We start from the raw sequence: 25,120 nt of genomic DNA on the forward strand, positions 1-25,120 counted from the left end.
GGTTAACCGACGGCTGTTCCGATAACTGGCGCAACAAACATCATCCCAGCACCAAATCCGGCAATTCGCGCCATCGCACGTCGTGATCGCTGCTCGGTCCAGCCGGTGTCTGCGTCGAGGAACTCCTGTGTGGCCTCGATAGCTTCGCCGGACGCCACAGATCCGGCCCAGCCAAGAAGAGCGAACCCAAACCAGAGGCCGCCGAATGCGAACGCCGTTTCGGCGGCAGCCAGTGGCCCAATACCTCCAATTATGTTCGTTCCGACGACAAAAACCGGCGTGGCAGCGGCCCCGACGACAGCACCGCCAGCAACGAGTCGGCTCCGCTCCCAAAGAGCCGGTGGCAATAACATTGATCAGTCGACTGCTTCTCGCATCCGGGGGTCAAGCGCGTCCCGCATCCCGTCGCCAAGCAGATTGAACCCGAGGACGGTCAGTGCGAGGAACAGTCCGGGGAAGAACGACCACCACCAGACGCCGGTGAGTAGCCCTTGACTCACACCGTTTGAGAGCATTAGCCCCCATGAAGGTGTGCCGGCAGAGGCACCGAACCCGAGGAATGAGAGCGCGGCTAAGTCGATTATTGCCAGCCCGAAATTCAGTGTTGATTGAACAGTAATCGGCGCGAGGCAATTCGGTAACACGTGCCGGACGAGTACCCGGGGATCTGCGGCACCTAGGGCAACAGTCGCGTCGACATATTCATTTTCCAACACCGTGAGTGCGGCTCCACGGACGACACGGGCAAACCGCGGCGTGTACACTAGTGTGAGTGCCGCAACTGCCCGCCAGAGTCCGAGTTCGTCCGGGAAAATAGAGACGAGTGCGAGCGCTAAGAGCAGCGAGGGGAACGCTAACAGCACGTCCATTGTCCGCATGATCACGTTGTCGGTGATGTCACCGTAGTAGGCGGCGATAATCCCAAGGCCAACTCCCAGCACCGTTGATGCGCCGACGGTCACCGTACCAAACAGCATCGCGTACCACGCGCCGTACCCAACACGCGGAAGTAGGGCTCGCGCCTGCCCGTCGGTCCCGAATGGGTACTCCAAACTCGGAGCGGCGCGGTTCGGATTCGTACCGAGTTGTGATCGAGAGATGACTTCCAAGTCAAGCGTTAATCGCGCATAGATCGCGACCACGAGCATCGCAACAATGATACCGAGTCCAGCCAGCGCGAGCCGATTCGACAACAGTTGTGAGAGGAACGGCGAGGCGCGAACCCGGTCGATGAACCCACGACTCTTCGTCTCTGTCTCTCCGTCGGTGAGTGTTTCGGTGCTCATTGTTGGATCCTCGGATCGAGGTACGAGTAGGTTACGTCGACGATGAGATTCACCAGCGTAAACAGGAGCGCGAACGTCAGGACGGTTCCTTGGACAATCGGATAATCGCCGACCCTGATCGCCTCAACAAGGAGGGTTCCGATCCCACCGATCGCGAACACAGTCTCGGTCAGCACTGCGCCACCGAGGAGGCCCCCGAACTGGATGCCGATAATCGTGACAACCGGGATCAGGGCGTTACGAAATCCATGTTTCAACACGGTGATCTTCGCACCTTGGCCCTTTGCGCGGGCCGTACGCATGTAATCTTGCCTGACGACTTCTAGCATCGATGAGCGCATCATTCGTGAAATAAGCGCCATCGAGTACACGCCGATCACAAGCGCCGGTAAGAGCATGTGTCTGACCGCTGAACGGAACATCTCCCAATTACCGGCCAGAAGAGTGTCTATTGTTACCATTCCTGTAACGCGGATATCGGCAACACTGTACACTGATGAGATCCGCCCGCTGGTTGGGAGGACACCGAGTACCTGCGCAAACAACAGGATCAGCAATGGGCCGCTCCAGAAGATCGGCACGCTGATGCCGGTAAGCGCGCCGACCCGCGTGGCGTGATCGGTAATCGTGTCCTGTTTCACCGCGCTCAACACGCCAAGCGGGATCCCAAACAGGATGCCGAATAATTGACCGTACAGCGCCAGCTCAAGTGTCACCGGGAGGGTGTCGGTGAGTACTTCCCGCACGCTGGTGTTCCGGTTAATGACATACGACTCCCCGAAGTCGAACTGCGCGACGTTCCCGAGGAAATCAATATATTGGACCCAGATCGGATCGTTGAGCCCTAAGTCAGCGCGAATGCGCTCGACAAACTCTTGGCTTGCGCGCTCCCCGGCGATTGTGAGTGCTGGATCGCCCGGCGAAATATGAAGGATAGAGAAAACTAGCGTCGCCACTCCAATTAACACCGGAACGAGCAACAGCAGCCGCTTCAGTACGAATCGTTTTGGAAACATCAACGGATAGGTGAGGTGGAGTGTTTGACTACTCCAGCGAGACCAGGTTCAGGTACGGGCCGCTGATCGCGGCAATCTGGAATCCACTGACTCTGTCGGCCACTCCCCGTAACTCTTCAGCGTAGTCTAGGTACACCCACGGTGCCTCGTCGTGAGCGATTTCCATCGCCTCGTTGTACAACTCTACGCGGTCACTCTCGGTGCTTGTCTGCTGAGCTTCCTCGACGAGTGACATGTACTCGCTGTTCGCCCACGCCGAGCGGTTACTTGTGTTGTACCCCTCAGCGTCAAAGCTGACCCAGTCTTGGCCATCGGTGAGTTCGCTGTCCTCGACCTGCGGATGAAGGAGAACGTACGCGAAGTTATCTGGGTCCGCGTTGTCAGTGTACCATCCGAGGAAGCAGGCGTCGTGGCGACCCTGTGCGGTGTACTCGAGGAATGGAGCGAACGACTGCTGATTGATCTCCACCTCGATGCCGACTTCACTGAGGTTGGAGGCGACAGTCTCGGCCGTCTGGATCGGCGAGGGGTTGTATCCGCGGGGGTTCTGGAACGTCGCCAGCTCGAAAGAGAATCCGTCACCATAGCCAGCTTCCTCAAGCAAGGTCTGTGCTTGCTCTGGGTCGTATGCGTATGGATCGAGGTCGTCATTGTGACCCATCACGTTTGGCGGCAGGGGCTGGCTGGCCTCCGTCGCGAAGCCGGAGTAGATTTGGTTGACGATTGCTTCGGTGTTGATCGCGTGGCTAACCGCCTGCCGGACGCGGCGGTCTTGGAACTCCTCAACCTCCGCGATGTTGAACGCCATGTAGCCGATGTTGATACCCTCGGTGCGTACCAGTTCGACGCCGTCAGTGCCTTCTATCTGCTGGGAAGATTGTGCGCCGAGTCCGTCGATGATGTCGAGTTCACCACTCGCGAGCGACTGCGCACGGGTGGAGTTCTCACCGACCGTGACAAATACGACTTCATCGACTTCCGGGCCGTCGCCCCAGTAATCGTCGTATGCGGTGAGTCGAACCTGTTCGTTAGAGTCGTCGAGGGTGTCGAGTTCAAACGCACCCGTCCCGACTGCGTTCTCTGACAGATCGGTTCCATACTCCTCAATGGCGGCCTCAGAGTGTACCGCGGCTGCGAACATCGCTAGGTTACGCAGGAACGGCGCGTACGTTTGTGTGAGCTGAATTGTCAGCTCGTAGTCGCCGTCAACCTGAATCTCATCAATCCAGCTGCCAAGCGTGAACGGACCGTACGCCGAGACATAGTCGTCTCCGGCGTAGTTCTCGTACTCAGAATCGACGAAGCGGCGATACGTCGCCACGAAGTCCTGTGCGGTGAACTCTTCGCCGTTGTGGAACGTAACTCCCTCCTTCAGTGTGAGCGACGCCGTCTCGCCTTCAAGCGTGTAATCCGAGGCGAGCCCGTCGGTGAGCGTTGACTCGCCCGGCTCGAAATTAACGAGCGTGTCGTAGATCTGTTCGGTGACTTTTGCGACCTCGCCGCTTGTGCTGTTCTGGAAGTCCAGCGTCGCGGAATGGCTTCCGCGGCCATACCGGAGGAGGCTGGAGTCTCCGCCATCGGAGCCGTCCGCTCCGTCTGAACCATCGGAACCGTTTGAGTCGTTACCGGAACAACCAGCGAGCCCAACCGTCACTGCGGCGCCGCCAGCAGCTCCAAGGAACTTTCGCCGTGAAACGTCCGTGTCGCCGGATGACATAGATAGTATCTGAGCATTTACTAGTATAAACCTACCGAACGAATCGGATAGATTGTTCTGATCCACCTAACTGTTTGCTTTCGAAGTCTGTCTCTCCATCTTATTTTCTCTCACCCTGCTGGTCTGTGCTTGTGTAGCTGTCGCGGCATAGCACCCGATCAGTTGCTTGACATCCTCTCCGCCCTGAAGGGCGAAGATTCCCACGGCCCCGCACCGCTGGTTTGGGATGGTTACGGTTTGTAGCTGCCCCGATGACGGCTACTGGCTGTGCCAATCAGCCGTTACTCCTATCCCGGCATGGGATTTGGAGGTACTTCTTATCGCCTATACCCTATTTCGGCACGGAAGAGGGTGTCTTCCGTTTGAAGTAGGGAATCCCGATATTGTCCGATTAGTGGGGCGGATAGACCGCCTCGGCTAACTGGTAGTCGGACAACTACTCATTTAAACCATCCGGACAGGAGTTCGTCGTTAGTGTAGAGAACTGTCGGATTCATCCCCGCGCTGAAGCGCGAGGCTTTCTCCTCGATTCTCCGTAACACGACAGCTCCAACGAGAGAGCCGTTCAGTCGATCAGGTGACACGCTGCCGGGTGGTCACCGTCTGAAAGCGTTGGATCCTTGCGCTCGCAGACGCTTGCGAACGTTTCCGCTAAGATCTCTGCTGCTTCTTCCCACTGCCCGCCGATCACCAGCTTGAGAGAGCGATCGACGACCTCTCCAGCTCGTCCCTCTGGGGGTCGATCGAACTGGGCATTACGAACCGCCTCAACTGCCTCGAGCGGGACCGAGTCGCCGGTAGCTTGAGCGGTAGGCGCGGAACCGCCGTCGGTTGCCGCCTGTTCAGGTGTGGTGTCGGCCGTCTCGAGAATTGTCTCGACATCGATCGCCTCTCGCTCGACGCGTTGACGGTAGTCCATTATTGCTCGGTACATCTCCTGTTCGATATCAAGATCATCTGGTGGGATTACTGAGGGACACCGGGTCCGGAAATGACATCCCGAAGGTGGGTCGATCGGCGACGGTACGTCGCCTTCGAGTATAACTCGATCATCTGTATCTGCCGTCGGATCCGGCTCAGGGATCGCAGAGAGCAGTGCCCTTGTGTACGGATGCTGTGGATCCGCGAACAGCTCGTTGGTGGCGGCCACCTCGACGATTTCTCCGAGGTACATAACGGCGACCCGATCGCTGATGTGCCGTACCACCGAGAGGTCGTGTGCGATGAACAGGTACGTTAGATCGAACCGATCCTGAAGGTCTTCCATCAGGTTGAGGATCTGCGCTTGGACGCTCACGTCGAGTGCGGAAACAGGCTCATCGGCGACGATGAACTCTGGGTCAACTGCGAGCGCCCGTGCGATGCCAACACGCTGGCGCTGCCCCCCAGATAGTTCGTGGGGATACCGATCGTATTGTCCCACCTCAAGCCCGACTGCCTCTAGTAGCTGTCGGACCCGCCGCTGCCGGCGAAGCCGGTCGCTGTCGCCGGCAGAAACTTTCACTGAGATCCGTTTGATGTCGCCGGCGTCAGTGCGCTCGACAGTCCCCTCGACGCCGAGGTGTTCACGGACATCGACGTCAACCGTGTCGCCCGTGACCGTTACGTCGATGTGAGCAGTTGCCACACCGTCACCAGAGCCAACGATAGCGTCGATATCATTGTCAACTGTCACGTCGACCCGGTCGCGAGCGATCCCAGAGACTGTCACTGCGGCCTCAGTCGTGACCTTCGGGTCGCTCTCAGGTAGGTCGTGAATCGATAGTGGTTCACGGATTGTTTGGCCGACGGTTTGTCTCGGATCAAGCGATGAGAGCGGATCTTGGAAGATCATCTGGAGATCTTTCCGGGTCTTTCGTAGTTCCGACCCGTCGAGATCCGTGAGATCAGTCCCAGCGAATACTACTCGTCCGTCGGTGGGTTCGGTAAGGTGTAACAGCGCTCGACCGGCAGTTGACTTCCCGCAGCCGGATTCGCCAACGAGCCCCAGCGTCTCCCCGCGATTTATTGTAAAGTCGATCCCGTCAACTGCCTTCACGCTCCGATCGTCAGCACCAAGAACCCGGTCAAGCACGCTGTCGGCCTGCTCATAGTACTTCCTGAGTCCGTCGATTTCAACGAGCGGCTCGCCGATCGAACGAGAACGTCCAGGAGAGACCGCGCCGTCGCCGTAGTCACCTGTGTCGAACGACTCCATGACACACTTTGAGCGGTGGTCAATGTCTTCTCCCCCATGTTGGAGGTACGGGATCTCGCCGTCCGTACACTCCTCGGTTGCCCACGGACACCGCGGCGCGAAGTGGCATCCGGTCGGCATATCAATGAGATCAGGGACGTTTCCCTCGATCGGTGTGAGTCGTTCTTTCTCTTCGGTGGGGAGCGACTCCAAGAGAGTGTACGTGTACGGATGCGACGGATTCCCGAATATCTCCTCAACTGGTCCTTCCTCGACAATCTCGCCCGCATACATGACTGCGACGCGATCACAGGTTTCGGCAACGACCCCAAGGTCATGGGTGATCATCAACACAGACATCCCCAACTCGGCTTGGAGGTCATCAATCAAATCAAGGATCTGTGCTTGGATGGTGACGTCAAGCGCGGTCGTTGGCTCGTCCGCCACGAGCAACCCTGGCTGACAGGCCAATGCGATCGCGATGAGTACTCGCTGGCGCATCCCGCCGGAGAACTCGTGCGGGTACTCGTCAACCCGCGCGCCGGGTTCTGGGATACCCACTTCCTCGAGTACTTCGATAGTCTCTTCACGAATCTCTTCGTCTATGTCACGGCTGATCTTCGGAATGATCTCCCGCACCGCATTGAGCCAGGAGTCTTTGCGACGCCCCCCGTACTGGTGGAGACGGAGGCTCTCGGCGACCTGCTCACCGACAGTTACCGATGGATTTAGTGATGTCATCGGGTCTTGGAAGATCATACTCACTTCCCGGCCACGGACGAACCGGAGTGCCTCTTCAGGGGCGGCGGTGAGGTCGATTGTGTCACCAGAAATAAACCCGGTAGCGTCGTACCGGCTACGGAGTTCGTCAGCGAGTCGCGCGTCGGTCAGCTCGACGCTCCCGCTGACGATCTCACCAGGGTCATCAACAAGGCCCATTGTTGATAGCGCCGTGACGCTTTTTCCGGAGCCTGATTCGCCGACAAGACCGACTGTTTCGCCCTCGCGAACTTCGAGATCGATTCCGTCGACTGCCTTTACCTGTCCCCGTTCTGTCGAGAACTGGGTGTGGAGATCAGAAAGTGAAAGCAGCGGAGGCATATGGCGATTATCCGACTGTCAATGGATATAGTTTTGGCTTCCGTTCTATATCAGGGTCACTGTCTTTTTTGTCATTATTACGGAGGCTATATCCGGATCGATGGAGCACAGGATCACATGAAGTCGACACGAAAGGGACTCCGTGATGATGACCTATACAAGGACACCTATCAGCGCCTTACTTGTACAGACTGTGAGAAAGTATTAAAGACGACGACTGATTCGAACACTGTGTTTGATCTCCGCACCTGTCCAGAGTGCGGCACACAATACAAAGATCTGCCGTGACTGGCCGTTGCGGGTCTTGTGGTGTGGCCGGATATCACCAATACATCGATAGATAGGAGGGAAGTTTTACCGGCCGTCGACTGCCTACGCCGTGTATGGACTTTGAAGAGCATCCACTCGCCGACGACGACGATACTTGGAACACGGTTATTGAGGAGTGTCGTGCGACCGCTGAAGAGTACCGAGACCGTGGCTGGACAGTGTTTGCCCCGGTCCCCGGTGACGTCGTCCCGGTCCCCGCACCCGGTGACTCCGCAGATGAGAAGGTCGGGCTTGACGTGCTATTGTCTGGTGCGGAATTTGAACGGTTAGTGGAGTTAGTTGAGATGGATGAGTTTGATGAGTTCGAAGCGTTTCGTGCCCATGAGAACGGAATTGTCTATTTGACGCTGGTGTTTCGGGCAACGACAACTCAAACCGTGTTTTGTCTTCCCCTGTACTACCGAGTTACCGAAGCGGATCGCATGCTTGATCGCGTCCGGGCTGGTGACGCGATGACGACCTACTGTCACGCTCTCTCTGGAGACGAGCGGATTGAGTTCGACCATGACGATCCGACCCCACTGTTTCCGCCTCAGGACACTGGAGACGCGTAACGTCGCGGTCGCTATCTCCTAACTGGAGCCGCTTCTTGTTGAGCAGGCAGACGACGACCGCAGCCAATAAACCCTGTCCTCTTGTCGACATCAGACAGGTACGGAGTCGTGCTTGCGGCCGGCCGTGGGACTCGCATGCGGCCGCTGACGGATCGCCGCCCGAAACCGCTGCTTCCAGTGGGGGACCGCTCACTACTTGAACGCGCCTTTGACACTGCGGTTGGGGTTGTCGGCGAATTCGTTGTCGTCGCTGGCTATGTCGCCCGATTTACCCTTTGTTGGTGACTCAGCCGCAGTGCTTGAGAATACCCTCGAGTGACCTACTCATTCGATTCCCACTCTGGACGTGGTGTCGGAGACGGGAGTTCGTCAACCGCGGTTCGAAGCTCGTCCTCTGTCGTCCACGGGACGCATCGATCGTGGAGTTCGAATTTGCGGAACTTGTTGAGATGGACCCAACTGTACGTTGCTGGCTCTGTTTGCTCATCTGTCCGCTCGTCGATCAGATCCCAAACATTCTGTTCGTCGATATCGAGACCGCTCTCTTGTGCGCGGTCAACAAGCGAGTCGACCTTTGATTTGACCTCATCTTCCGACAAATCGTCTGCGAACACAATCTCAAGGGCGGCCTGACTGACGTGCTGTGTCGATTCAAGATTCGAATCAGTCACCCACGCGTAGTCACGTGGGAACACGTACGATTTATCGAAGTACGGTGGGCCATCGATCTCACCCAATTCAGGCGCCTCACCACCACTCTCTTTCTCGAAGACACCGACGATATAGTCACTGTAAGTCGCAAGCAACGAAAACATAATATCGAACGTATTGAGCCGGTCAGTCGGAAGTTCGAGAAGGTCACCCATGATAAACGGATAGGCACCGAGCTGCTTCGTGAGCTCGTTTTGGACAGCACGAAGCCGGCGGAGATAGGGGTCGCGATAGCTCCCCAAGATAAAATACGATGTCCGCTGGCTCCAGAGATATGGCAATTCGCGCCGCGTGAACCGCCAGATCGCTCGTTTCTCCGCTGGGTCAAGTTCGATGCCGCCGACGGCCTCGTCAACGACAGCCATAATATCCGCAGCATCCGGTGGAGGACTTGGATCGCTCATTAGCTGTCGATTCAAACCACAACATCTTATCGCTTTTGAACCAGTTTGGCTTTTTCTATATTAACTAACTTGGATCACCCTAACTGTTATATTGCCCCTCCTCGTATCATCTCGCATGAGCGGAACCGACATTAGCGCAGCCGATGCAGGGCCGTTTGCGGAACAGCGGCGGCTGTTCAAGTTGTTGTCTCAGGATACGCGCCATCTCATCATCCAGGAGCTGCTGGGCCACCCAACCCATCTGATGTCGCTCGCCGAACTCGAGTATATGACGGGGAAAAGCCAGGCGGCCATCAAAGACCAGCTGGAGACGCTGATTGACGCCGGGCTTCTCGCACGCTACACATACGAACCGAGCGAAGGGAAGCGTGATCTCCCGTCCCAGTTCTACGGGTTCACGGAGCGAGGCGTTGAGGTTCTCCACGACTACAAGTATCTCCGTGGGCTCCCGGTCGCACGCGCTCTCTACGAAAACACGCGCAAGACCGAGAAAATCGGACGCCACGAATCGGCACCCCGCCCGGAGCTTCCGGATGCCGTCGCGGAGGCACTCACGTTCGATGAACCCGACCTCACCGCCAGAAACTGAAGAGACGTAGTGAGAGTATCCCTCGAAAGCTGAGATCTCTCCTCTAGTACCGCTCCTAGCCGAACTCGTAGTCGCTGTCGCGAGCGTCGACGTACGCGTCGTTTCCCGTTCGGTTCGGCACTTGACATCCTCTCCGCCCTGAAGGGCGAAGATTCCCACGGCCCCGCACCGCTGGTTTGGGATGGTTACGGTTTGTAGCTGCCCCGATGACGGCTACTGGCTGTGCCAATCAGCTGTTACTCCTATCTCGGCATAGGATTTGGAGGTACTTCTTATCGCCTATACCCTATTTCGGCACGGAAGAGGGTTTCTTCCGTTTGAAGTAGGGAATCCCGATATTGTCCGATTAGTGGGGCGGATAGACCGCCTCGGCTAACTGGTAGTCGGACAACTACTCATTTAAACCATCCGGACAGGAGTTCGTCGTTAGTGTAGAGAACTGTCGGATTCATCCCCGCGCTGAAGCGCGAGGCTTTCTCCTCGATTCTCCGTAACAGGGGTCATCATCAACCTGATGGAAGACAGGGGCTTCAATATCCAGTCCGCTTCGGCGGCACAGCAGAAGCAGCACCCGGTCACGCAAGTCTTGGATGAACGGTTCCCGCCGTACGTGGAGCGTTCCACTCGGCGGCCGGCGTTCGGTCAGCGGTGGGACCTGGCCTTTGTCGAGATCCTGTTCAGTTATGCGGAGAAGAATGTCAATACTATTTTATGTCAGTGGCCGTTCCATTTTCCCACACTACCGCATGTATCACATCTGGCAATTGGTCCAATCGTGCTTCGACGACTGCCATTGGATGCTTATCGATGTATTCTGCGCTTTCCCGAAGCGTAACGCTGTCTGATTTGTTCAGTTGGAAGTGGACTTCTCCATGTTCTGGATGGTCGTCATCTTGATGCCAGCCGAGCAGAAGACTTCGTTCGGGTTCGATCCAGCTGATCCAGTAGTAGTCAGCGTCAGTATCGAGCTCTACATCAAAGCCGATCTCAAGTCGGACACGTTTGATTGGGTACCTAGAGTCTCCAAGGAAATCTTTTGGATCCGTTTCCGCAGTGACTCGATAGGGCCCCAGCTCTCGAGGAGTTGAGACACGAAGTTGGACGGAGCTGAATACTGAATCACTTTGGAGCCGGTTCTTGATTCGCCGATGGATTCGTTTGTTATCGAGTCCGTCTCTATTGGCGAGAAAGATCATCGATATCAGGCGATCGCACTGTGTCCGTCGCTATCGGAATCAGAGAGCTGAGTGACATCTGTGTAGAGTTGTAGTGCATGTTTCAATAGACGGGTCTCTGTCTCCAGAGCCTCCCACGTCGAAGCAGCATTCCGAATGGCACGCATTTCCGCTGTCGTGAGGTCTTCTTCAACCAGCTTGTTGCGCAGCTCGGAGGCGGTCTCGACTTCGTATTTTTCCGCTAGTGATTCGACTTGAGCGGTGTGTTCAACAAGGGTCGATTCGAGTTCATCACGAGAGTTCTCGCTAATGAGGTCAAGTACCTCCTCAATGAGCGTCTGTACTGGGTTTGGCGCATATCTCGTCTGTCCGTCGACGGTGTGTTCTTCTGCTTTATTTCCTGCCACAAGGGCCTCTAGTTCACTATCTGCTGTTCCCCACGCGACATCCGCTTCCTCTGCAATATCGGAGACTGTCGCAGGTTCATCGAGTGTCTCAACGACCATTCGAACCCGCTCACGCCCGCTATACCTGTCTTTCCACGCCTCTCTATTTGCGTTATTCATTACTGGTCTTATCTATATGCGACAGACACAAATAATTGTGTGTTTCTTAGATCCCCTCTAGTACCACTTCTACCCGGAAGTCGTAGTCAGTGTCGCGGGCGTCGACGTACTCGTCGTTACCCGTCCGATCCGGCATGTAACACGGATTGTGGCGTACGACAGCGAGCACGGGTATCCCACACGAGTGGCCCACAGTACGATCGCTTCGACAGCGTCACGCTGGACGGGCGTTTTGTGCCAGTCTTTCCACTCGACGACGGGGAAATCGGTTGGCTTGTCACTGTTGTGTTCGACCCACACCATCAGTACTCTTGTGGTCACAAATATAACGCAATATTTTGCGTGGGGGTAGAACTATTACTGTCGAGGCGGTACAACCACGTATGTCACCTTCAGACCCGCCCAACGACGCTGGCTGGATGGAGACCTGGAAAGAACACGCATCGGCGTTTGATCGAGTCAAGTCGGTGACGATGACGCTCTCGGAGCCCCGATCTGCACCGTGGATCGCAGAGCAAGCAGCCGTGTCCCCGAATACGGCACGGGATCACCTCCGCCGACTCGTTGACCTCGGTGTCGTGGCGGAAAGCGACGATAGTGGGGCCCGGCACTACTATCCGGATCCACTGTACACTCGACTCCGCGATATTCGTGAATTACTTGAAGGGACGACGAAACAAGAGCTTTCGGAGCAGGCCGCAGCATTAAAAGACGATATCGCGGTTTGGAAATCAGAATACGATGCTAACACGCCGGACATACTCCGGGAACGAGCGGTTGCAGAGACTGTCTCTGCCGAGCACGCGCATGAACTCACGCAGGTCGCAAGCGACTGGGAACTCGCCCGGTATCACCTCTCTCTCGTCCAAGATGCGATCACAAACTACGATACGTGGTCCTCTGACCAGTCGTCGCTCACCGTATGACTGATGAGTCGGAGGCGCCGGACATCCAGTCTCCACGTCACCAATCTGCTGATTCTCAGTCCCAGGCAGACGGTGTCCGTTCCGATGGCGGGACCACATCAGGACGGGATCGACATCGTATCCTTCGCGAGTTGCGTGGCGAGTTGGCGCGACATCCCGCCGTGCTGTCGGTTACAGGTGAGCCACCGAGTGAATATCGAGAACTACAGGCTGCGCTTGATCCGTCCTGGTTTGGTCGTTCGGGATCGACTGCCTCCCTCCGACTCACGTGGCTTCCAGACCCGTCACCCGGGCCAGAGGACACTGATCGCACGAGTGATACGTGGATGCGAACGCCGATTCAGGCATACTATACACTTCATTACAGCGAATCGTCCGGCTTCGATTGTGGCTTCCACTGTGAACCGAATCCCCATATCGACGGCCTGCTTCACTTTCAGGAACGCGAAGACGTGAATGAGCCATACACGTACGAACCAGTCTCATTCGACGCAGGTTCGGTGTCTGGACTTCTGTGGGAGATGTTGGACGCCCTCGCTACTCGCCTCACCATGCGGGACGGTCCGTGATCCCCCTAGTGTTCGTTCCTAGCCAAACTCGTAGTCAGTATCGCGAGCATTGACGTACTTGTCGTTACCCGTCCGATCCGGCACGTAACACGGACCGTGATCCGCTATGTGGAAGACAGGGGCTTCGATATCGAGGCTGCTTCGACGGTGGACTAGAAGCGGGAGACGGTCACGCACGTCTTGGATGAGCGGTTCTCGCCGCGCGTTGAGCGTTCCACTCGGAGGCCGGCGTTCAGCCAGCGGTGGGACCTGGCCTTTGTCAAGATCTTGTTCGGTGACGATCCAGACGTCGAGCAGTTGGGCTAACCGCCACGCGCTCTCAGTTACGCGGCGCGCGACAGCGAGGACGGGCATTGCCCGCATGAGCGCGGCCCGCAGCGCGACTGCTTCGACGGCGTCCCGCTGGACCGGCACTTGGTGCCAGTCTTTACACTCGATGACGAGGAAATCATCAGGGTCACCACGGAGATCGTCCCGGCGGGCGATCACGTCGGTTTCGAGGCCGAATAGCCGCGTATTGGGAAAACATAGTCAAAATACTATTTCTCTCGAAGAGCCAGCGTGGGGTTCGGCCTTTGTTTGAGCGATCGTGAGTCGCGTCGCGACACAGCGTCAGCTATCGAGTACGTCGCTGGATTCAAGATATACTTGAACTGCCTCCACGAAGCTTCGATATCGCTCCAGGTCTTGTAGCGCATTGTACACCACGTCATGATTGATGATGTTCCCATACGTGTGAGACAGCACGTTCCGAAATCGAGCGCCCTGTGCCATCTTTTCGGCCAGCGATCCCGACAGAATGCCTATTTCACCGAGTTCCCGCATTGATGCCGGGTTGCTTGCTGGTGGATGGCCCTGTTCGTGTTTGACGATTTCTTCGGCAATATCGATCGCTGCCTCGGTCATCTTCACAAACCGGCGTTCGACGATATCGCGTGTGTCCGAGTCCATCTTGTACTCTGCACGATCGACGCGCTGTTTGCGAGCAAGAACACCGAGACTTTCTTCGATTGTTTCGATGGCAGTAAGTATCTTATTGAGCCGATCTGCCGGGAGGCCCTCGTCTGTCATCCGTCGCTCTCTACCTCACCAGTAGCAGGGGGTCCAGAATCATCAGTATCCAGATGGTCGTTAATTCTGTCGAGGGCCGTCTCGAGCCGATCACGAGGCGTTTGCTGGTCGTTCCCGCTCGCTGTAAGTTCACGGCGTAGCTCGGCGACGTGGTCGCTGTTTCCGACCAAGAGGATCCCATTCTCGAATATCGCAGTTGCGAGTGGTTGAGAGACTGTGTTGAGATCAACGAGATCGACGTCATCTGTGTTCAATTCATCACTAAGATCGACGCTTAGCCCAAGGAACACCTCGTTGTATCCTCGATCTGCCGGCTCGTGTTCATCAAACTCGACCGCAAGATCGATGTCGCTCGCATCGTGGGTCGTCCCAGTGGCGTGCGAACCGAACAGAATCGCGAGCCGGACCGGATGCTCTCGGAGCACAGCTTGAACAGTCCCAACATCGAAGTGGCTCTCGAGAGTGGTCGATTCAACGGTTCTCATACTCCAAGGTACATTCTCAGATGATATAAAACGCAGGTGGAACCCCCGCTACCCAGCTCTCCCGTTCCTAGCCGAACTCGTAGTCGCTGTCGGCGGCCTTGACGTACTCGTCGTTGCCCGTTCGGTCCGGCACGTAACACGGACCGTGATCCGCGATGTGGAAGACAGGGGCTTCGATATCGAGACCGCTTCGACGGTGAACCAGAAGCGGGAGCCGGTCACGCACGTCTTGGATGAGCGGTTCTCGCTGCGCGTTGAGCGTTCCACTCGGAGGCCGGCGCTCAGTCAGCGTTTTCGAGGTGGAGCCTCCGGCCTCAAGGAGCGACCGAAGCGTAGCAAAGGGGGTGAGTAGGCCGGAGAAGAAACCGACATGGTACGACACAACCGGCATACTGCGACTGACTGACTCCCAAGGGTATAAGTACCGTCTGGTACTCTCTGAAGTTATGGACGTGCGTCGAACTGCCGTCGTGAAACTCGACCTTTCCGACGAGCAACGTGATGCACTCCACCGAACTGCCGAGCAATACCTGTATTGCGCGAACCGAACCACCGACTACTGTTGGTCCAACACCACCTACACTGAGTGTAGAACCAACAAGAGACAGGTTCGTGACGCACTCTACTCCGAACTTCGAGAGGGGACAGACCTACAGGCACAACTCGTCCAAGCCGCCATCAAACGCGCCGTCGAAGCCGTCAAAGCGTGTGTCGAACGGTGGAAGAAAGGGCAGCGTGTCTCTTGCCCGACGTTTACCGCTGAAACGATGGACTACGACGCACGGAGCGCGACCTTCTACCGCAACAAGGTATCGCTGGCAACCGTCGAGGGGCGGGTAGAACCATCGTTCGTTCTCCCGGCAGACAGCCCGACGCCCTACGAGCGGTACGTTCTCTCCGAGGACTACGAGTTCCGCGAAAGTACGGTTCGATACGATGCGGTGGACGACGAGTTCTACATCCAACTCTCGACGCGGCGGATAGACGGTGACGTAGAGGTTTCGGAAGATACCGGGCACCCCGACCAAACGGTCCTCGGTATCGACCTCGGCGTCAACTCGTTGGCAGTCTCCTCGACCGGTACATTCTGGCAGGGAGACGACTACGACCACTGGTGCCGTGAGTTTGAGAAGCGGCGTGGTGAGATGCAACAGCGTGGCACACAAGCCGCGCACAACGCCTTGCTTCGCCTCGGGAAGCGCGAAGAAGCGTGGCGGAAACAATACATCCACACGGTCGCTAACGAACTTGTCGCGGAAGCTGTCGAACACGACTGCGACGTTATTGTGTTCGAGGAGTTGACCGACATTCGAGAGCGGCTTCCGCAGGCGAAGTGGCACCACGTTTGGGCGTTCCGACGCCTCTACGAGTACGTCTCCTACAAAGGCCCTGAACAGGGGGTTTCCGTGGAGCAGGTCGAGCCGAACCACACATCTCAACGCTGTTCTCGGACGGATTGTGGGTTCACGCACGAGGACAACCGCCACGGAGAACAGTTCTGTTGCCAGAAGTGTGGCTACGAGGTGAACGCGGATTACAACGGTGCGAAGAATATCGGGCTACGGTACGCCCGAAAGCGGACACACAGACTCCGTTCCTCGCCCAAGTCGGGGAGCGGAGACGCAGAAGTAGACCTGCGTGTGAATGGTGGGACGTTGAACGGCGAGAGTCACCGGCCTATTGCTGGTGACTGATTGCCGGGAGTTCACATCAAAGCCCCACCCTCAAGGACCGAGGCGCGTATGCGCCGAGGGAGTAGGGTGGGGTAGTTTACTGAGGGTCCCAGACGAGAGATTATCTCGGATCGACGATAGTGGAATCGTATAAATCGCCCACGGCATCACATAACTTGTCTTCCGCAGCTCCACCCCTTCAAGTACGCCGTCGGGCAACTGTGTGACTTCGTATGAGTACTCAGCCTGTGTGGTCAGACATACAACCGTGGCTTCTTGCTCAACGTACGGCCGATCAGCATCGGATATCACGATTACAGCGGTAGCGAGGCGAAAGCCCACCCGTTCACGGGGTGGGATGAAGCCGACAACTGGGAGTCTTTCCACACTCGTAGGCACGGTTGGGGTTGGATGCCTACATAACATCTTTAGGTGAGAAATTTCTATATACTGGCGATGCCTCGTGGGTTCGACAGGGAACGTACCAACGTCCACAAACTCCAGTACCACTTCATCTGGTGTCCGAAGTACCGCAAATCGGTGCTTGAGGGCGAGGTACGCGACCGTCTCAAAGAACTCATCGAGGAGAAAGCCGACGAACTCGGTTTGGAGATACTGGAACTGGCGATCCGCCCTGACCACGTACACCTATTCATCACGGGCGACCCAACACTTGCCCCGAACAAGATCATGCAACAGGTCAAGGGCTACTCTTCGCACCAACTCCGCGATGAGTTTGATTTCGGCCTGCCGTCGCTGTGGACGCGCTCGTACTTCGTCTCAAGTGCGGGCGACGTATCCAGCGAAGTCATCGAGGAGTACATCGACGCCCAAGCAGGTGAGTAGTATGGAACGGAGCGTCTCAACCACGGTGCGGGTCAAACTCCACTCGCTGACCAACAGGAAGGCTGACCTGCTCGCCCGTGAGTACGAGGCGTTCCAGACCGAGGTACACGGCGGAAACGGAAACCTCTATTCCGCGACCGACCAGCAGGCGTCGAAAGTCCAGCGACAGAAAGATCCGAACCCCGACACTGAACAGCCTGTCGTTCTCCGCAACGACGTGTTCGACGTGTCCTACGACGAGGACACCGTTCTCTCGTCGTGGTGGGTGAAAGTCCCCGTCTACGACCCCGAGCGTGGACGGGGTAACTCCATCTGGTGCCCCGCCCACGTTCCGCACAAGGACGAACAACTCGTCCATGAGGGGGACCTTCGAGACAGCGAACTGGTGTACCGTGACGGTGACTGGTATGTGCATCTCGTCGTGAAGCGGTCTGTGACCATCCAAGACGAGTACGACGACGTGCTGGCTATCGACATGGGCGCACGCTGGGTCGCTACCTGCGCGTTCCTCTCCGACCGCAAGACCACCTTCTACGGTGAGGAAGTTCGTCGTATCCGCGAACACTACAAGCAACTGCGGAAGTCCATCGGGAAAGCCAAACCCCAACAGGGACAGCAGGTGGTCGAGCGGATCGGTGACGCGGAAGCACGGAAGGTGGACGACCGCCTCCATAAGATTGCTCGTTCCGTCGTTGAAGATGCTGAAGAACGGAATGCGGTTATCGTTGTGGGCGATCTCGGTGGGATTCGCACGGACAACGACAAAGGGCGGTACGTCAACGACAAGACCCACAAAATGCCGTTCGCCCGCCTGCTGAACTACATCGAGTACAAGGCCCACGACGCGGGCATCGACGTACAGTTAGTTGAGGAATACGACACATCGAAGACGTGTAACCGCTGTGCCTGCGAAGGTGTCCGTGAGACGCAGGGACGCTTCGAGTGTCCCGAGTGTGGGCTGGACGACAACGCCGACAAGAACGGTGCGCTGAACATCGGCAAACGAGCCTTGGGCAAGTTCTCGAAACCGCTGTCCGAGGCGGGGGCTGTACTGGCACAGCCCGAAACGCAGGTCATCGTCCCCCGTGACGACGAACCTGCGAACCTCCCGCTACGTGTGGATTCAACCCCCAGTGAGGGAACCTCACGGCTTTAGCCGTGGGAGGATGTCAGTGGGCGCGGATTGCTATGTGCCCCGGTTGGATCCGCAGCAAACACGAGACTGCCCTGCGGGTAGTAGTACGTCATGTGAGGGGTATGCGGTCTAATCCCACCGTGTTACTCTCTTTCACTCGACGCTGAGTCAGCGTCAGTGTTACTCTCCGTTGTTGAAGGAGCAGCGGTGCTGTTGACCCAGTCCGCGGGCGCTGGTTCCTCCCCGGACTGATCCTCTTCGGTGTCAGCGCGATCACGTGGGATCTCTCTTCGTGCGCCCGCACCAGTTTGTTCAACGTCATCTGGAGTGAGGCCCGGCTCTGGGTACCGATCCGCCATCTCGGCAAGTTGAACGAGGCTCCGTGCGAACCGCCTCACGTCATCCCGTCGCTCAAGTCCGTGGTAGAGACCATCATTCGTTTTGCCGATCAGTCCGTCATCATGGAGGCGAGATAGCGTCGTCGACGTGGTGCCGCGCGGCAGATCAAGTGCGTTTTGTATCTCTGCCGGCGTGTACGCAAGGTTCGTATTCCGATAGAGGAGTTTGACGATTGCGGCTTTGTTTGTGCCCGGGCGGATATTGATCGCGTCGTCCGGGTCGTGTCTTCGAAGATCGATGGGCATGAGTCTAACTGTATGTGTTTGTATGCGCTTGTAATGTATAAGTATCATGGTGGTCAGATTTGTGTGACTGTAAGGAGGCATATTCAGGATACCCTACGAAAGGTCGTCTACCCCCTCTACCACCGTACTTATCCGAACTCGTAGTCGCTGTCGGCGGCCTTAACGTACGCGTCGTTACCCGTTCGGTCCGGCACGTAACACGGACCGTGATCCGCGATGTGGAAGACAGGGGCTTCGATATCGAGACCGCTTCGACGGTGGACTAGGAGTGGTAATCGGTCACGCAAGTCGTGGATGAACGGTTCCCGCCGTACGTGGAGCGTTCCGCTCGGCGGCCGGCGTTCAGTCAGCGGTGGGAGTTGGCCTTTGTGGAGATCCTGTTCGGTGACGATCCGCACGTCGAGGAGTTGGGCTAACCGCCACGCACTCGCACTGACGCGGCGGGAGACAGCGAGGACGGGCATTGCTCGCGCGAGGGCGGCCCGCAGCGCGACTGCTTCGACGGCGTCCCGCTGAACCGGGACTTGGTGCCAGTCTTTACACTCAACGACGAGGAAATCGTCAGGATCACCACGCAGTCTGTCCCGGCGGGCGATCACGTCGGTTTCGAGCCCGAAACAGTACTCGTTGCGGGCTGTCCTGTACCCCCACTGCTCGAGTGTCTCGGCGACCCGGGTCTCGAGCCAGCGACCGTTGGTCGGATCGTGGTCCGGATCCTCGCCGTCGGGGGTTCCCACGGTGTCAATTTCGTCCGTGAAATCAGGGCTGTCGTTACTCATCGGTTGGGTCCTCGAGTGTGTCTGCGGCGTCTGCCTGCTGGGCTGCGTCTTCGAGAGCTGTGGCGATCGTTTGGGCCTCGCTCGGCGTGAGGACGGCGAAGGTGACCTCGCGGTCATCGCCGAAGCCGAGGAGGACACGCGATCCCTCTGTGATGTCGGTGCTGTCGGTGCTGACCTGGATACGTCCGTCCGTCGCTGTCGGGCGATCGCGTCTGATGGTGGTTTCGAGATCGAGTGTTTGGTCGCTCATTACTGATCACCCCCATTCGGGAGTTCTGTTTGTGGCGTTGCGACTGCTGTCGTCGGATGTGGTGTCGGTGTCATGGTGTCGTGTGGGTGGTCTCGGGTGGCTGGGAGCTGGTGGGCGTGGCTGTTCAGCTGTCGGCTCTGGTTGGTGGTCGTCATCGGATGCGTGGTGTCATCGGCGTCGCCGCCGGGTTCAGTGAGGATCGAGATCGGTGGCTGTCTGTCCCATCCACCGCAATCGTCTCTCCCCGTGTGGTCGGGAGCCGGGCTGTTCGGCCCAGTGGGTGTGGTTGACTGTCGATGCGTCACCAGCGTCGGCGCGGTCAGATCGCTTCTTTCTGGGAGCCACGCCGTCACTGGGGGTGTCTTCGGGTGTGGCGTCGGCGTCGTCGTGGTCCACCGGCGGTGGCCCCCTTGCTGGACGGGCGTGACGCGGTCGAGATCGCGGACATTGCTCAGGCGACGGTCATAGCTGCTCGCGGAGATGTCTGCTTGCTCGATCAGCTCCGAGCGGCCGAGTGGGCCGTCGGCTCGCAGTAGAGTGGCGTACAGCTTCGTCGCCGTCGGCGTGAGCTCGGGCCGGAAGCGCTCCGGTGGGAGTGTGGCCGCTGCGCGCTCGACCGCGGCCAGCGTCGGCGTTCGAGACTCGTTCAGCGCTTGTAGGAGGCTCTCCACGACGTCGTACGGACACGCTTGGTCGGTGTCCGCCGGGCCGAACGAGCGCAGACACAGCCGCACGAGTCGCTGGCGCTCGCGGGGTGTCCACTGGGCGTCGTGGGTCATCGCGATCTCGTCGATCACCCGCCGGATGGCGGGATAGGTCGTCCCGTCGACGACCGGGATTTCGAGCGGCGGTGCTTGTTCGGTACCGTCGGCGATTGCTTCTCGGACCGTCGTGAGTTCTGTAGCGAGGGTATCGGTGATCTCGTCGCGGAGTTCCGTGATCGTCGGGCCGGCAACCACCCACGACATGGTGAGATCCATCGTCGCGTCGTGGGCCGTTTCGGCGGGGAGTCGCCGGCACAGCTTTGCGGGCCGGTCTTCGAACAGCATCCGATAGCCTGAATGAATCCCGTAAACGGACTGTTTGGGGGCAGTTTTGGCGAGGAATGCACAGAGGTCCTGGAGGTGGGTAGGGTTGCGTGCGAGGGCGTCGGTATCGGGCACTCTAAGGGTGGTCGTGAGATCGATGCCGGCTGCGTGATACAGCTGGGTGGCTGAGGCGATCAGCCCGTGGAGATCTTCGAAGAGGTTGGTGCGGGCTGCCGTGTCGTCGCTTGTTGTGAGTTCGGCGACTTGCGCGAGGAGGCGGTCTCGAACCGTTGTGATTCGCTCGCGCCACGCTTCGTAGGTGGTTTCGGCGTTGCTGTACCAGCCGACTTGGTGGCCACGGCGGAGGATGCGGTCTGTTGGATACACTTGGGTGTCGTCAGCGATCGCTTCGAATTCGTGACCGAGTCGTGATGGGGAGAGGATTTTCGAGGGGGCTTTCTCGCTGAGTAAGGCGCCCGCGAGACGTCCCAACGTCGCGAGGGGCCCACCCCACTGGAGCACGATGTGGGTTTCGTCGTTGGTGTGGCTCAGGTACGCGACGCGGCCGTCATCGAACGAGTGGGGTTGGTCGTCGACGAGCGTGATGGTCTCGTCGTGGGCGACGGTGGTGAATCGTTCGTGGCGGTGGTTTTGGGTGTTCGCAGGGCCAGTGAGCCACTGAACGTAGTCGGCGTCTTCATCTGGATCACCGGTTGCTGCCACCCACTCGTCGGTTGTGGGTGTCTCCCTACCTCCCCGGCGGGGCGACACTGTACTTGTGGATTGCTGAGGGGTCGCAGTAAGACACCCATCGAGCCGGCGCTGATCCGGGTGGAGGAGGTCGTTGTTGTCGTCGAGACACTGCTGGACGGCTAGATCTCCGAGGTCGGTGAGCTGGACGGTGTTGTGCTGGCCACGGCGGTCGATAGTGACCAAGTCACGATTTTCGAGATCGAGGACGTATCTGCTAATGGTGCCCTCAGCGACATCGATCGCGTGATCGGTGGTGAGATCCCGGTAGCTCCGGGTGTATTTTGTCTTGAGGTTCCCGAGAAGGCGGCGTTTTCCAGGTTCGGTGTCGAGATCACGGATAGCCTCCCACGCGGCTTCGACAATCTGGACGTGGTCGATGTGGGGGGACCGATCCCGGCTAGCAGTAAGATCGAGGTGACACTCGGTCCAGTTGGGATACCGCTTCGAGAGATGTCGGTGGACTCTGGGGGAGGCGACGAGTCTGACGTCGAACCCGTCGGCGAGCACCGCAATCGCCGCGAGTGCGCGGACGCCCGTGCGGCGGTCGGTGAGGCTGGTCCACGCGTCGCCGTCCAACAGGAGTGTGAGGGCGGTAGGGTGGTCATCGAGTTCGCGATGGAGTGCGACTGGTCCTTTCGCGAGCGCGCCCAGATCGGCGTTGACTGGCCCGCGCCCCGTGCCGATGCTGGTGACCGTGTCGGTGAGGTTGGCGTGTCGCTGTTGGTGGTACGGACTGCGTGTACCGGTGGGTTCGTCTCCGTAGGTGAGCGCGAGTGTCGTGATCGCGCGAGTGTACGCGACGGCTTCGGCGACGTCGTCGGTCCATGAGTTGTCCGTGTGGTGCCACGCTGGCAGGATTTTGGCGAGGAGCTGGGAGCTCGTCCGCCACGGATCCGTGGTGGCGTGCTCGCGGATGGTCCGCTCGGTGTATGGCCTGAGTTTGGCGAGGAGGGCTGGTACCCACTCGGTCAGCCGGGGCGAGACTGCTGGACAAGTGATCCCCTCAGTGGAGATGTCCGTGCTGTGGCTGACGAGCCGGACCCCTCGCTCGCGGGCCGAGGGCTGGCGTGGTCCCACAGGCGATCACCTGCTGGTGATGGGCTGGTGGGGCAGATCGGCCAGCATTACTCTGACCCCTCGCGTGGGGAGCCACCATCAGAGCGGGCGTGTTCTCGAACCGCCGTGAGAAGGGGGGTAGGCTCCTGCTGTCTTGGCTGGGTCGGGGTTCGTGGTGTTGGGGCGTCCGGGTGGACGTGTGGTTCTGTGGTCGTCGTGGGACTCGTGACGACCGGGGTCGGATCAAGGAGGACGAACGTTGTGGATTGCGTTCGGGTGTTTGAACATGTCCCGATGTGACCCGTAAGGACGTACTCGCGAACACCGCGGGTGAAGACGGTCGGGTGTTCGTGGATATCTGATCCGCACATGATGTAGCCGATCGCGTACGCGGGTTCGCCGGCCGCGCGGTAGGCGTAGGCGGTGATGTCGTCGCCTTCGTTGAGGGGTTGGCCGCAGACTTGGCAGGTCGGGTGGTTGGTGTCGAGTCCGATGCGCGTGAGCTGGGAGAGATCTGCGGCTTGTGGGTCGTCGGGTCGCGTCATTCGTGTCCTCCCGCAGCGTTGCGAGTGCCAGCTTCCCACGCTTGGCGCGCAGAGAGTGCGCGACGGCCCGACTCGGTCAGTCGGTACTCGGTCGTGTTGTGGGTTTGTTTGGTAACGAGGTCGTATTCGATGAGCTCCTCGAGTGTGTCGCAGACTCGGGCTTGGTCGATTTCGTTGGCGTAGTAGTCGGTGAGTGCGTGGTAAAGTGGGCCGCTCTCGCTGGGGCCAGTCTGTGAGAGCACCCAGAGTAGGTCGCGGTGGGTGGCTGAGAGATCGGCAAGCGAGATGGGGTCATTCTCGGTGTTAGGGATAGACATTGTGGCCCCCTACGGTGTCCTCGTCGACGCTGCGTGTCGCAGCGCACGTTGTACAGAGTTGGCTGTCGAAGGCAGCGTCGTACCGTCAGCTGGGTTTTCACACAAACTACAGTCGGAGCTGTTACTGTTCGATCCGTCAGCCGTCTCGCAGGGCTTAAGCCCCGCAGTTGCCAGCATTAGCATGGTTCTGTGTTGCGGCACAGAACCCGTCCCGGCTGGGTGCTAGTACACCGCGGCCGGGGTTTCTACACTTTCTCACGAGCCGAGGGTTCGTCACTGGGCTCTGTGGTTTCCAATAATACCGCTTGTAACTTATAAGTTCGGATCGTGTTTAACAGAAGAGAATGTTCTGAATAATACTATCCGAACTAATTACACACACTACGATAGAAATGGTCACCATGCTACGGCACTCGGGAAATTGGATGACTTTGGTTGATGATCGAATTTTAGAGTATCTTCATGAAAATGAAGCCGCGTCGCCCACAGAAATGATGAAAGGTGGCCCAATCAAATTCAGTCGAGCATACATCGGTAGAAGATGTAGAAAACTGCAAGAAGAGGGCTTAATCCGAGAGATTAGTGATGCAACGTATGTAATTACGGAAGACGGTGAGGAGTATCTAAAAGGACATCTAGATACTGAAGACTGGCGGTATATCGACAAAGAAGCTGGTAGAGGCGCCCATAGTGATTCAACTGAAGACGCTGCTTCTGACCACTAAATAGTAGCTTCCTAGTTACCGGCGACATCTTCCAAATCGGTGTGTATTGTTTAACCAACACAGTATCTATTTGATGCTAGTTGTTGGTTAATAACGTTCTATTCCCGACGATCATTGAGCGATAGGTACCGACAACACACATACCGGCAAGTCTTACGAACAGGTCACGGTTCCTCTCGTCTCTAGTGCCTACCCGTCGGATCCGACGACCGTTTCAGCGTCGTCGTCAGTGTTCCCGATGGCATCGTCGCTGGGGATGCGACCTTCGGCCTCGTAGTAATCGTCGCGGTACCCTATGTCGATACGCCAGCCGCCTAGTCCGATGGCGTCGGTCGTGGAGCCCGACTGGATGAACAGACCCACCGCGTCGCTAATCCCGTACTCGTCCAGGTTCAAGGAGTGAACGAGATGATACGCGTGGATAATTGCCAGCGTGAAGGCACAAATCCGGTGATTACGAGGTTGCTTGGCGGATCCGCTGGGATTTTCCACGAAGTCTATGATCTCGCCGTACTGGTTGGTGTCACAGACACCGTATCTAGAGGCGTCTTCCCACTAAACCCCCCTCGACGAGGAAGGCGGCCTCTGCGCGATCCTTGCGCTGACTACGAACAACGTCTTGGGGTTTGTCTCGAAGATGTTGTCGCTGAGATTGAGCATGAAATCGAAATCATTGGATGGATCAATCTAAAT

At 57.9% G+C, this 25,120-nt stretch carries 25 protein-coding genes and 2 pseudogenes; 10 read left to right on the forward strand and 17 right to left on the reverse strand.

What is annotated here, in order from left to right; translation table 11 throughout:
- Positions 1-2 precede the first annotated feature (2 nt).
- The 5 genes from ACOZ35_RS13840 to ACOZ35_RS13860 all read right to left on the reverse strand — a co-directional run bounded on the left by ACOZ35_RS13840 (position 3) and on the right by ACOZ35_RS13860 (position 7,296).
- Positions 3-353: a DUF7268 family protein gene (locus ACOZ35_RS13840; protein WP_424014114.1), complete on the reverse strand. Its 351-nt coding sequence runs from the start codon at positions 351-353 to the stop codon at positions 3-5.
- A 3-nt stretch (positions 354-356) separates the two neighbouring features.
- Positions 357-1,286, reverse strand: a complete 930-nt coding sequence (locus ACOZ35_RS13845; protein ID WP_004598842.1) for an ABC transporter permease — start codon at positions 1,284-1,286, stop codon at positions 357-359.
- Complete coding sequence (locus ACOZ35_RS13850; protein WP_424014115.1) at positions 1,283-2,302, reverse strand: ABC transporter permease; 1,020 nt, start codon at positions 2,300-2,302, stop codon at positions 1,283-1,285. Before ACOZ35_RS13850 ends, ACOZ35_RS13845 begins: the two co-directional genes overlap by 4 nt.
- A 28-nt stretch (positions 2,303-2,330) precedes the next feature.
- Entirely contained in the window at positions 2,331-4,019 is a 1,689-nt protein-coding gene (locus ACOZ35_RS13855) for an ABC transporter substrate-binding protein (protein WP_424014116.1), read from the reverse strand.
- A gap of 565 nt (positions 4,020-4,584) precedes the next feature.
- A complete protein-coding gene (locus ACOZ35_RS13860; RefSeq protein ID WP_424014117.1) occupies positions 4,585-7,296 on the reverse strand; it encodes a dipeptide ABC transporter ATP-binding protein in 2,712 nt (903 codons plus the stop codon).
- 117 nt (positions 7,297-7,413) lie between these two features.
- Here ACOZ35_RS13860 and ACOZ35_RS13865 point away from each other — a divergent pair, with 117 nt between their 5' ends.
- From ACOZ35_RS13865 to ACOZ35_RS13875, 3 genes and pseudogenes are all read left to right on the forward strand, one after another.
- Positions 7,414-7,584, forward strand: coding sequence for an HVO_0758 family zinc finger protein (locus ACOZ35_RS13865; RefSeq protein WP_424014118.1), 171 nt, complete (start codon positions 7,414-7,416; stop codon positions 7,582-7,584).
- A gap of 95 nt (positions 7,585-7,679) precedes the next feature.
- Positions 7,680-8,180 carry a DUF7529 family protein gene (locus ACOZ35_RS13870; RefSeq protein ID WP_424014119.1) on the forward strand — a complete coding sequence of 167 codons (501 nt, stop codon included), beginning with the start codon at positions 7,680-7,682 and terminating at the stop codon, positions 8,178-8,180.
- A gap of 81 nt (positions 8,181-8,261) precedes the next feature.
- A pseudogene (locus tag ACOZ35_RS13875) lies at positions 8,262-8,438 on the forward strand (nucleotidyltransferase family protein); the annotation flags it as partial.
- Between the two features lie 62 nt (positions 8,439-8,500).
- Here the strand turns inward: ACOZ35_RS13875 and ACOZ35_RS13880 are convergent.
- Positions 8,501-9,295, reverse strand: a complete 795-nt coding sequence (locus tag ACOZ35_RS13880) for a hypothetical protein (RefSeq protein WP_424014120.1) — start codon at positions 9,293-9,295, stop codon at positions 8,501-8,503.
- Positions 9,296-9,410: 115 nt separating this feature from the next.
- Between ACOZ35_RS13880 and ACOZ35_RS13885 the strand changes: the two genes are divergently transcribed.
- Both ACOZ35_RS13885 and ACOZ35_RS13890 read left to right on the forward strand, forming a co-directional pair.
- Positions 9,411-9,884: an ArsR family transcriptional regulator gene (locus tag ACOZ35_RS13885; RefSeq protein ID WP_424014121.1), complete on the forward strand. Its 474-nt coding sequence runs from the start codon at positions 9,411-9,413 to the stop codon at positions 9,882-9,884.
- A 514-nt stretch (positions 9,885-10,398) separates the two neighbouring features.
- Complete coding sequence (locus ACOZ35_RS13890; RefSeq protein WP_424014122.1) at positions 10,399-10,719, forward strand: hypothetical protein; 321 nt, start codon at positions 10,399-10,401, stop codon at positions 10,717-10,719.
- A 366-nt stretch (positions 10,720-11,085) separates the two neighbouring features.
- On the opposite strand, the gene ACOZ35_RS13895 is transcribed toward ACOZ35_RS13890, so the two are convergent.
- Complete coding sequence (locus tag ACOZ35_RS13895) at positions 11,086-11,625, reverse strand: DUF7342 family protein (RefSeq protein ID WP_424014123.1); 540 nt, start codon at positions 11,623-11,625, stop codon at positions 11,086-11,088.
- A gap of 383 nt (positions 11,626-12,008) precedes the next feature.
- Here ACOZ35_RS13895 and ACOZ35_RS13900 point away from each other — a divergent pair, with 383 nt between their 5' ends.
- Complete coding sequence (locus ACOZ35_RS13900; RefSeq protein WP_424014124.1) at positions 12,009-12,551, forward strand: DUF7342 family protein; 543 nt, start codon at positions 12,009-12,011, stop codon at positions 12,549-12,551.
- 587 nt (positions 12,552-13,138) lie between these two features.
- Here the strand turns inward: ACOZ35_RS13900 and ACOZ35_RS13905 are convergent.
- The 4 genes from ACOZ35_RS13905 to ACOZ35_RS13920 all read right to left on the reverse strand — a co-directional run bounded on the left by ACOZ35_RS13905 (position 13,139) and on the right by ACOZ35_RS13920 (position 15,067).
- Positions 13,139-13,609 carry a restriction endonuclease gene (locus ACOZ35_RS13905; RefSeq protein ID WP_424014125.1) on the reverse strand — a complete coding sequence of 157 codons (471 nt, stop codon included), beginning with the start codon at positions 13,607-13,609 and terminating at the stop codon, positions 13,139-13,141.
- Positions 13,610-13,732: 123 nt separating this feature from the next.
- A complete protein-coding gene (gene hepT / locus ACOZ35_RS13910) occupies positions 13,733-14,191 on the reverse strand; it encodes a type VII toxin-antitoxin system HepT family RNase toxin (protein WP_424014126.1) in 459 nt (152 codons plus the stop codon).
- Positions 14,188-14,676, reverse strand: coding sequence for a type VII toxin-antitoxin system MntA family adenylyltransferase antitoxin (gene mntA / locus ACOZ35_RS13915; protein WP_424014127.1), 489 nt, complete (start codon positions 14,674-14,676; stop codon positions 14,188-14,190). Before mntA ends, hepT begins: the two co-directional genes overlap by 4 nt.
- A 67-nt stretch (positions 14,677-14,743) precedes the next feature.
- Positions 14,744-15,067, reverse strand: a complete 324-nt coding sequence (locus ACOZ35_RS13920; protein WP_424014128.1) for a hypothetical protein — start codon at positions 15,065-15,067, stop codon at positions 14,744-14,746.
- 55 nt (positions 15,068-15,122) lie between these two features.
- Between ACOZ35_RS13920 and ACOZ35_RS13925 the strand changes: the two genes are divergently transcribed.
- From ACOZ35_RS13925 to ACOZ35_RS13935, 3 genes are all read left to right on the forward strand, one after another.
- Positions 15,123-16,370: an RNA-guided endonuclease InsQ/TnpB family protein gene (locus tag ACOZ35_RS13925; RefSeq protein WP_424014129.1), complete on the forward strand. Its 1,248-nt coding sequence runs from the start codon at positions 15,123-15,125 to the stop codon at positions 16,368-16,370.
- Positions 16,371-16,805: 435 nt separating this feature from the next.
- A complete protein-coding gene (gene tnpA / locus ACOZ35_RS13930; protein ID WP_424014130.1) occupies positions 16,806-17,195 on the forward strand; it encodes an IS200/IS605 family transposase in 390 nt (129 codons plus the stop codon).
- A 1-nt stretch (position 17,196) separates the two neighbouring features.
- The gene (locus ACOZ35_RS13935) at positions 17,197-18,351 is read left to right on the forward strand and encodes an RNA-guided endonuclease TnpB family protein (RefSeq protein ID WP_424014131.1); all 1,155 of its coding nucleotides are present in this window, start codon (positions 17,197-17,199) and stop codon (positions 18,349-18,351) included.
- A gap of 122 nt (positions 18,352-18,473) precedes the next feature.
- Here the strand turns inward: ACOZ35_RS13935 and ACOZ35_RS13940 are convergent, their stop codons facing one another.
- The 5 genes from ACOZ35_RS13940 to ACOZ35_RS13960 form a co-directional block, all read right to left on the reverse strand.
- Positions 18,474-18,974 carry a PaaX domain-containing protein gene (locus ACOZ35_RS13940; RefSeq protein ID WP_424014132.1) on the reverse strand — a complete coding sequence of 167 codons (501 nt, stop codon included), beginning with the start codon at positions 18,972-18,974 and terminating at the stop codon, positions 18,474-18,476.
- Positions 18,975-19,102: 128 nt separating this feature from the next.
- A complete protein-coding gene (locus tag ACOZ35_RS13945) occupies positions 19,103-19,753 on the reverse strand; it encodes a restriction endonuclease (RefSeq protein WP_424014133.1) in 651 nt (216 codons plus the stop codon).
- Positions 19,746-20,003 (reverse strand): hypothetical protein, encoded by a 258-nt coding sequence (locus ACOZ35_RS13950; protein ID WP_424014134.1) that lies wholly within the window; start codon positions 20,001-20,003, stop codon positions 19,746-19,748. Before ACOZ35_RS13950 ends, ACOZ35_RS13945 begins: the two co-directional genes overlap by 8 nt.
- Positions 20,003-22,861, reverse strand: coding sequence for a plasmid replication protein RepH (locus ACOZ35_RS13955; RefSeq protein WP_424014135.1), 2,859 nt, complete (start codon positions 22,859-22,861; stop codon positions 20,003-20,005). Before ACOZ35_RS13955 ends, ACOZ35_RS13950 begins: the two co-directional genes overlap by 1 nt.
- Before the next feature lie 47 nt (positions 22,862-22,908).
- Positions 22,909-23,385, reverse strand: a complete 477-nt coding sequence (locus ACOZ35_RS13960; protein WP_424014136.1) for a hypothetical protein — start codon at positions 23,383-23,385, stop codon at positions 22,909-22,911.
- Between the two features lie 742 nt (positions 23,386-24,127).
- Between ACOZ35_RS13960 and ACOZ35_RS13965 the strand changes: the two genes are divergently transcribed.
- On the forward strand, positions 24,128-24,427 hold the full coding sequence (locus tag ACOZ35_RS13965) for a winged helix-turn-helix domain-containing protein (RefSeq protein WP_424014137.1): 300 nt from the start codon (positions 24,128-24,130) through the stop codon (positions 24,425-24,427).
- Between the two features lie 189 nt (positions 24,428-24,616).
- Here the strand turns inward: ACOZ35_RS13965 and ACOZ35_RS13970 are convergent.
- Positions 24,617-24,967 (reverse strand): annotated as a pseudogene (locus ACOZ35_RS13970) (UTP--glucose-1-phosphate uridylyltransferase); the annotation flags it as partial.
- Between the last annotated feature and the right edge of the window lie 153 nt (positions 24,968-25,120).

The organism is Halorubrum xinjiangense (genome assembly GCF_049604745.1).
In the GTDB taxonomy this organism is placed as follows: Archaea; Halobacteriota; Halobacteria; order Halobacteriales; family Haloferacaceae; genus Halorubrum; species Halorubrum xinjiangense_A.

What these genes read in the sequence shown, in the direction of transcription:
- ACOZ35_RS13840 (WP_424014114.1), bottom strand. Translation starts at nt 353, where the DNA reads ATGTTATTGCCACCGGCTCTTTGGGAGCGGAGCCGACTCGTTGCTGGC.
- ACOZ35_RS13845 (WP_004598842.1), bottom strand. Translation starts at nt 1,286, where the DNA reads ATGAGCACCGAAACACTCACCGACGGAGAGACAGAGACGAAGAGTCGT.
- ACOZ35_RS13850 (WP_424014115.1), bottom strand. Translation starts at nt 2,302, where the DNA reads ATGTTTCCAAAACGATTCGTACTGAAGCGGCTGCTGTTGCTCGTTCCG.
- ACOZ35_RS13855 (WP_424014116.1), bottom strand. Translation starts at nt 4,019, where the DNA reads ATGTCATCCGGCGACACGGACGTTTCACGGCGAAAGTTCCTTGGAGCT.
- ACOZ35_RS13860 (WP_424014117.1), bottom strand. Translation starts at nt 7,296, where the DNA reads ATGCCTCCGCTGCTTTCACTTTCTGATCTCCACACCCAGTTCTCGACA.
- ACOZ35_RS13865 (WP_424014118.1), top strand. Translation starts at nt 7,414, where the DNA reads ATGAAGTCGACACGAAAGGGACTCCGTGATGATGACCTATACAAGGAC.
- ACOZ35_RS13870 (WP_424014119.1), top strand. Translation starts at nt 7,680, where the DNA reads ATGGACTTTGAAGAGCATCCACTCGCCGACGACGACGATACTTGGAAC.
- ACOZ35_RS13880 (WP_424014120.1), bottom strand. Translation starts at nt 9,295, where the DNA reads ATGAGCGATCCAAGTCCTCCACCGGATGCTGCGGATATTATGGCTGTC.
- ACOZ35_RS13885 (WP_424014121.1), top strand. Translation starts at nt 9,411, where the DNA reads ATGAGCGGAACCGACATTAGCGCAGCCGATGCAGGGCCGTTTGCGGAA.
- ACOZ35_RS13890 (WP_424014122.1), top strand. Translation starts at nt 10,399, where the DNA reads ATGGAAGACAGGGGCTTCAATATCCAGTCCGCTTCGGCGGCACAGCAG.
- ACOZ35_RS13895 (WP_424014123.1), bottom strand. Translation starts at nt 11,625, where the DNA reads ATGAATAACGCAAATAGAGAGGCGTGGAAAGACAGGTATAGCGGGCGT.
- ACOZ35_RS13900 (WP_424014124.1), top strand. Translation starts at nt 12,009, where the DNA reads ATGTCACCTTCAGACCCGCCCAACGACGCTGGCTGGATGGAGACCTGG.
- hepT (WP_424014126.1), bottom strand. Translation starts at nt 14,191, where the DNA reads ATGACAGACGAGGGCCTCCCGGCAGATCGGCTCAATAAGATACTTACT.
- mntA (WP_424014127.1), bottom strand. Translation starts at nt 14,676, where the DNA reads ATGAGAACCGTTGAATCGACCACTCTCGAGAGCCACTTCGATGTTGGG.
- ACOZ35_RS13920 (WP_424014128.1), bottom strand. Translation starts at nt 15,067, where the DNA reads ATGCCGGTTGTGTCGTACCATGTCGGTTTCTTCTCCGGCCTACTCACC.
- ACOZ35_RS13925 (WP_424014129.1), top strand. Translation starts at nt 15,123, where the DNA reads ATGGACGTGCGTCGAACTGCCGTCGTGAAACTCGACCTTTCCGACGAG.
- tnpA (WP_424014130.1), top strand. Translation starts at nt 16,806, where the DNA reads ATGCCTCGTGGGTTCGACAGGGAACGTACCAACGTCCACAAACTCCAG.
- ACOZ35_RS13935 (WP_424014131.1), top strand. Translation starts at nt 17,197, where the DNA reads ATGGAACGGAGCGTCTCAACCACGGTGCGGGTCAAACTCCACTCGCTG.
- ACOZ35_RS13940 (WP_424014132.1), bottom strand. Translation starts at nt 18,974, where the DNA reads ATGCCCATCGATCTTCGAAGACACGACCCGGACGACGCGATCAATATC.
- ACOZ35_RS13945 (WP_424014133.1), bottom strand. Translation starts at nt 19,753, where the DNA reads ATGAGTAACGACAGCCCTGATTTCACGGACGAAATTGACACCGTGGGA.
- ACOZ35_RS13950 (WP_424014134.1), bottom strand. Translation starts at nt 20,003, where the DNA reads ATGAGCGACCAAACACTCGATCTCGAAACCACCATCAGACGCGATCGC.
- ACOZ35_RS13960 (WP_424014136.1), bottom strand. Translation starts at nt 23,385, where the DNA reads ATGACGCGACCCGACGACCCACAAGCCGCAGATCTCTCCCAGCTCACG.
- ACOZ35_RS13965 (WP_424014137.1), top strand. Translation starts at nt 24,128, where the DNA reads ATGACTTTGGTTGATGATCGAATTTTAGAGTATCTTCATGAAAATGAA.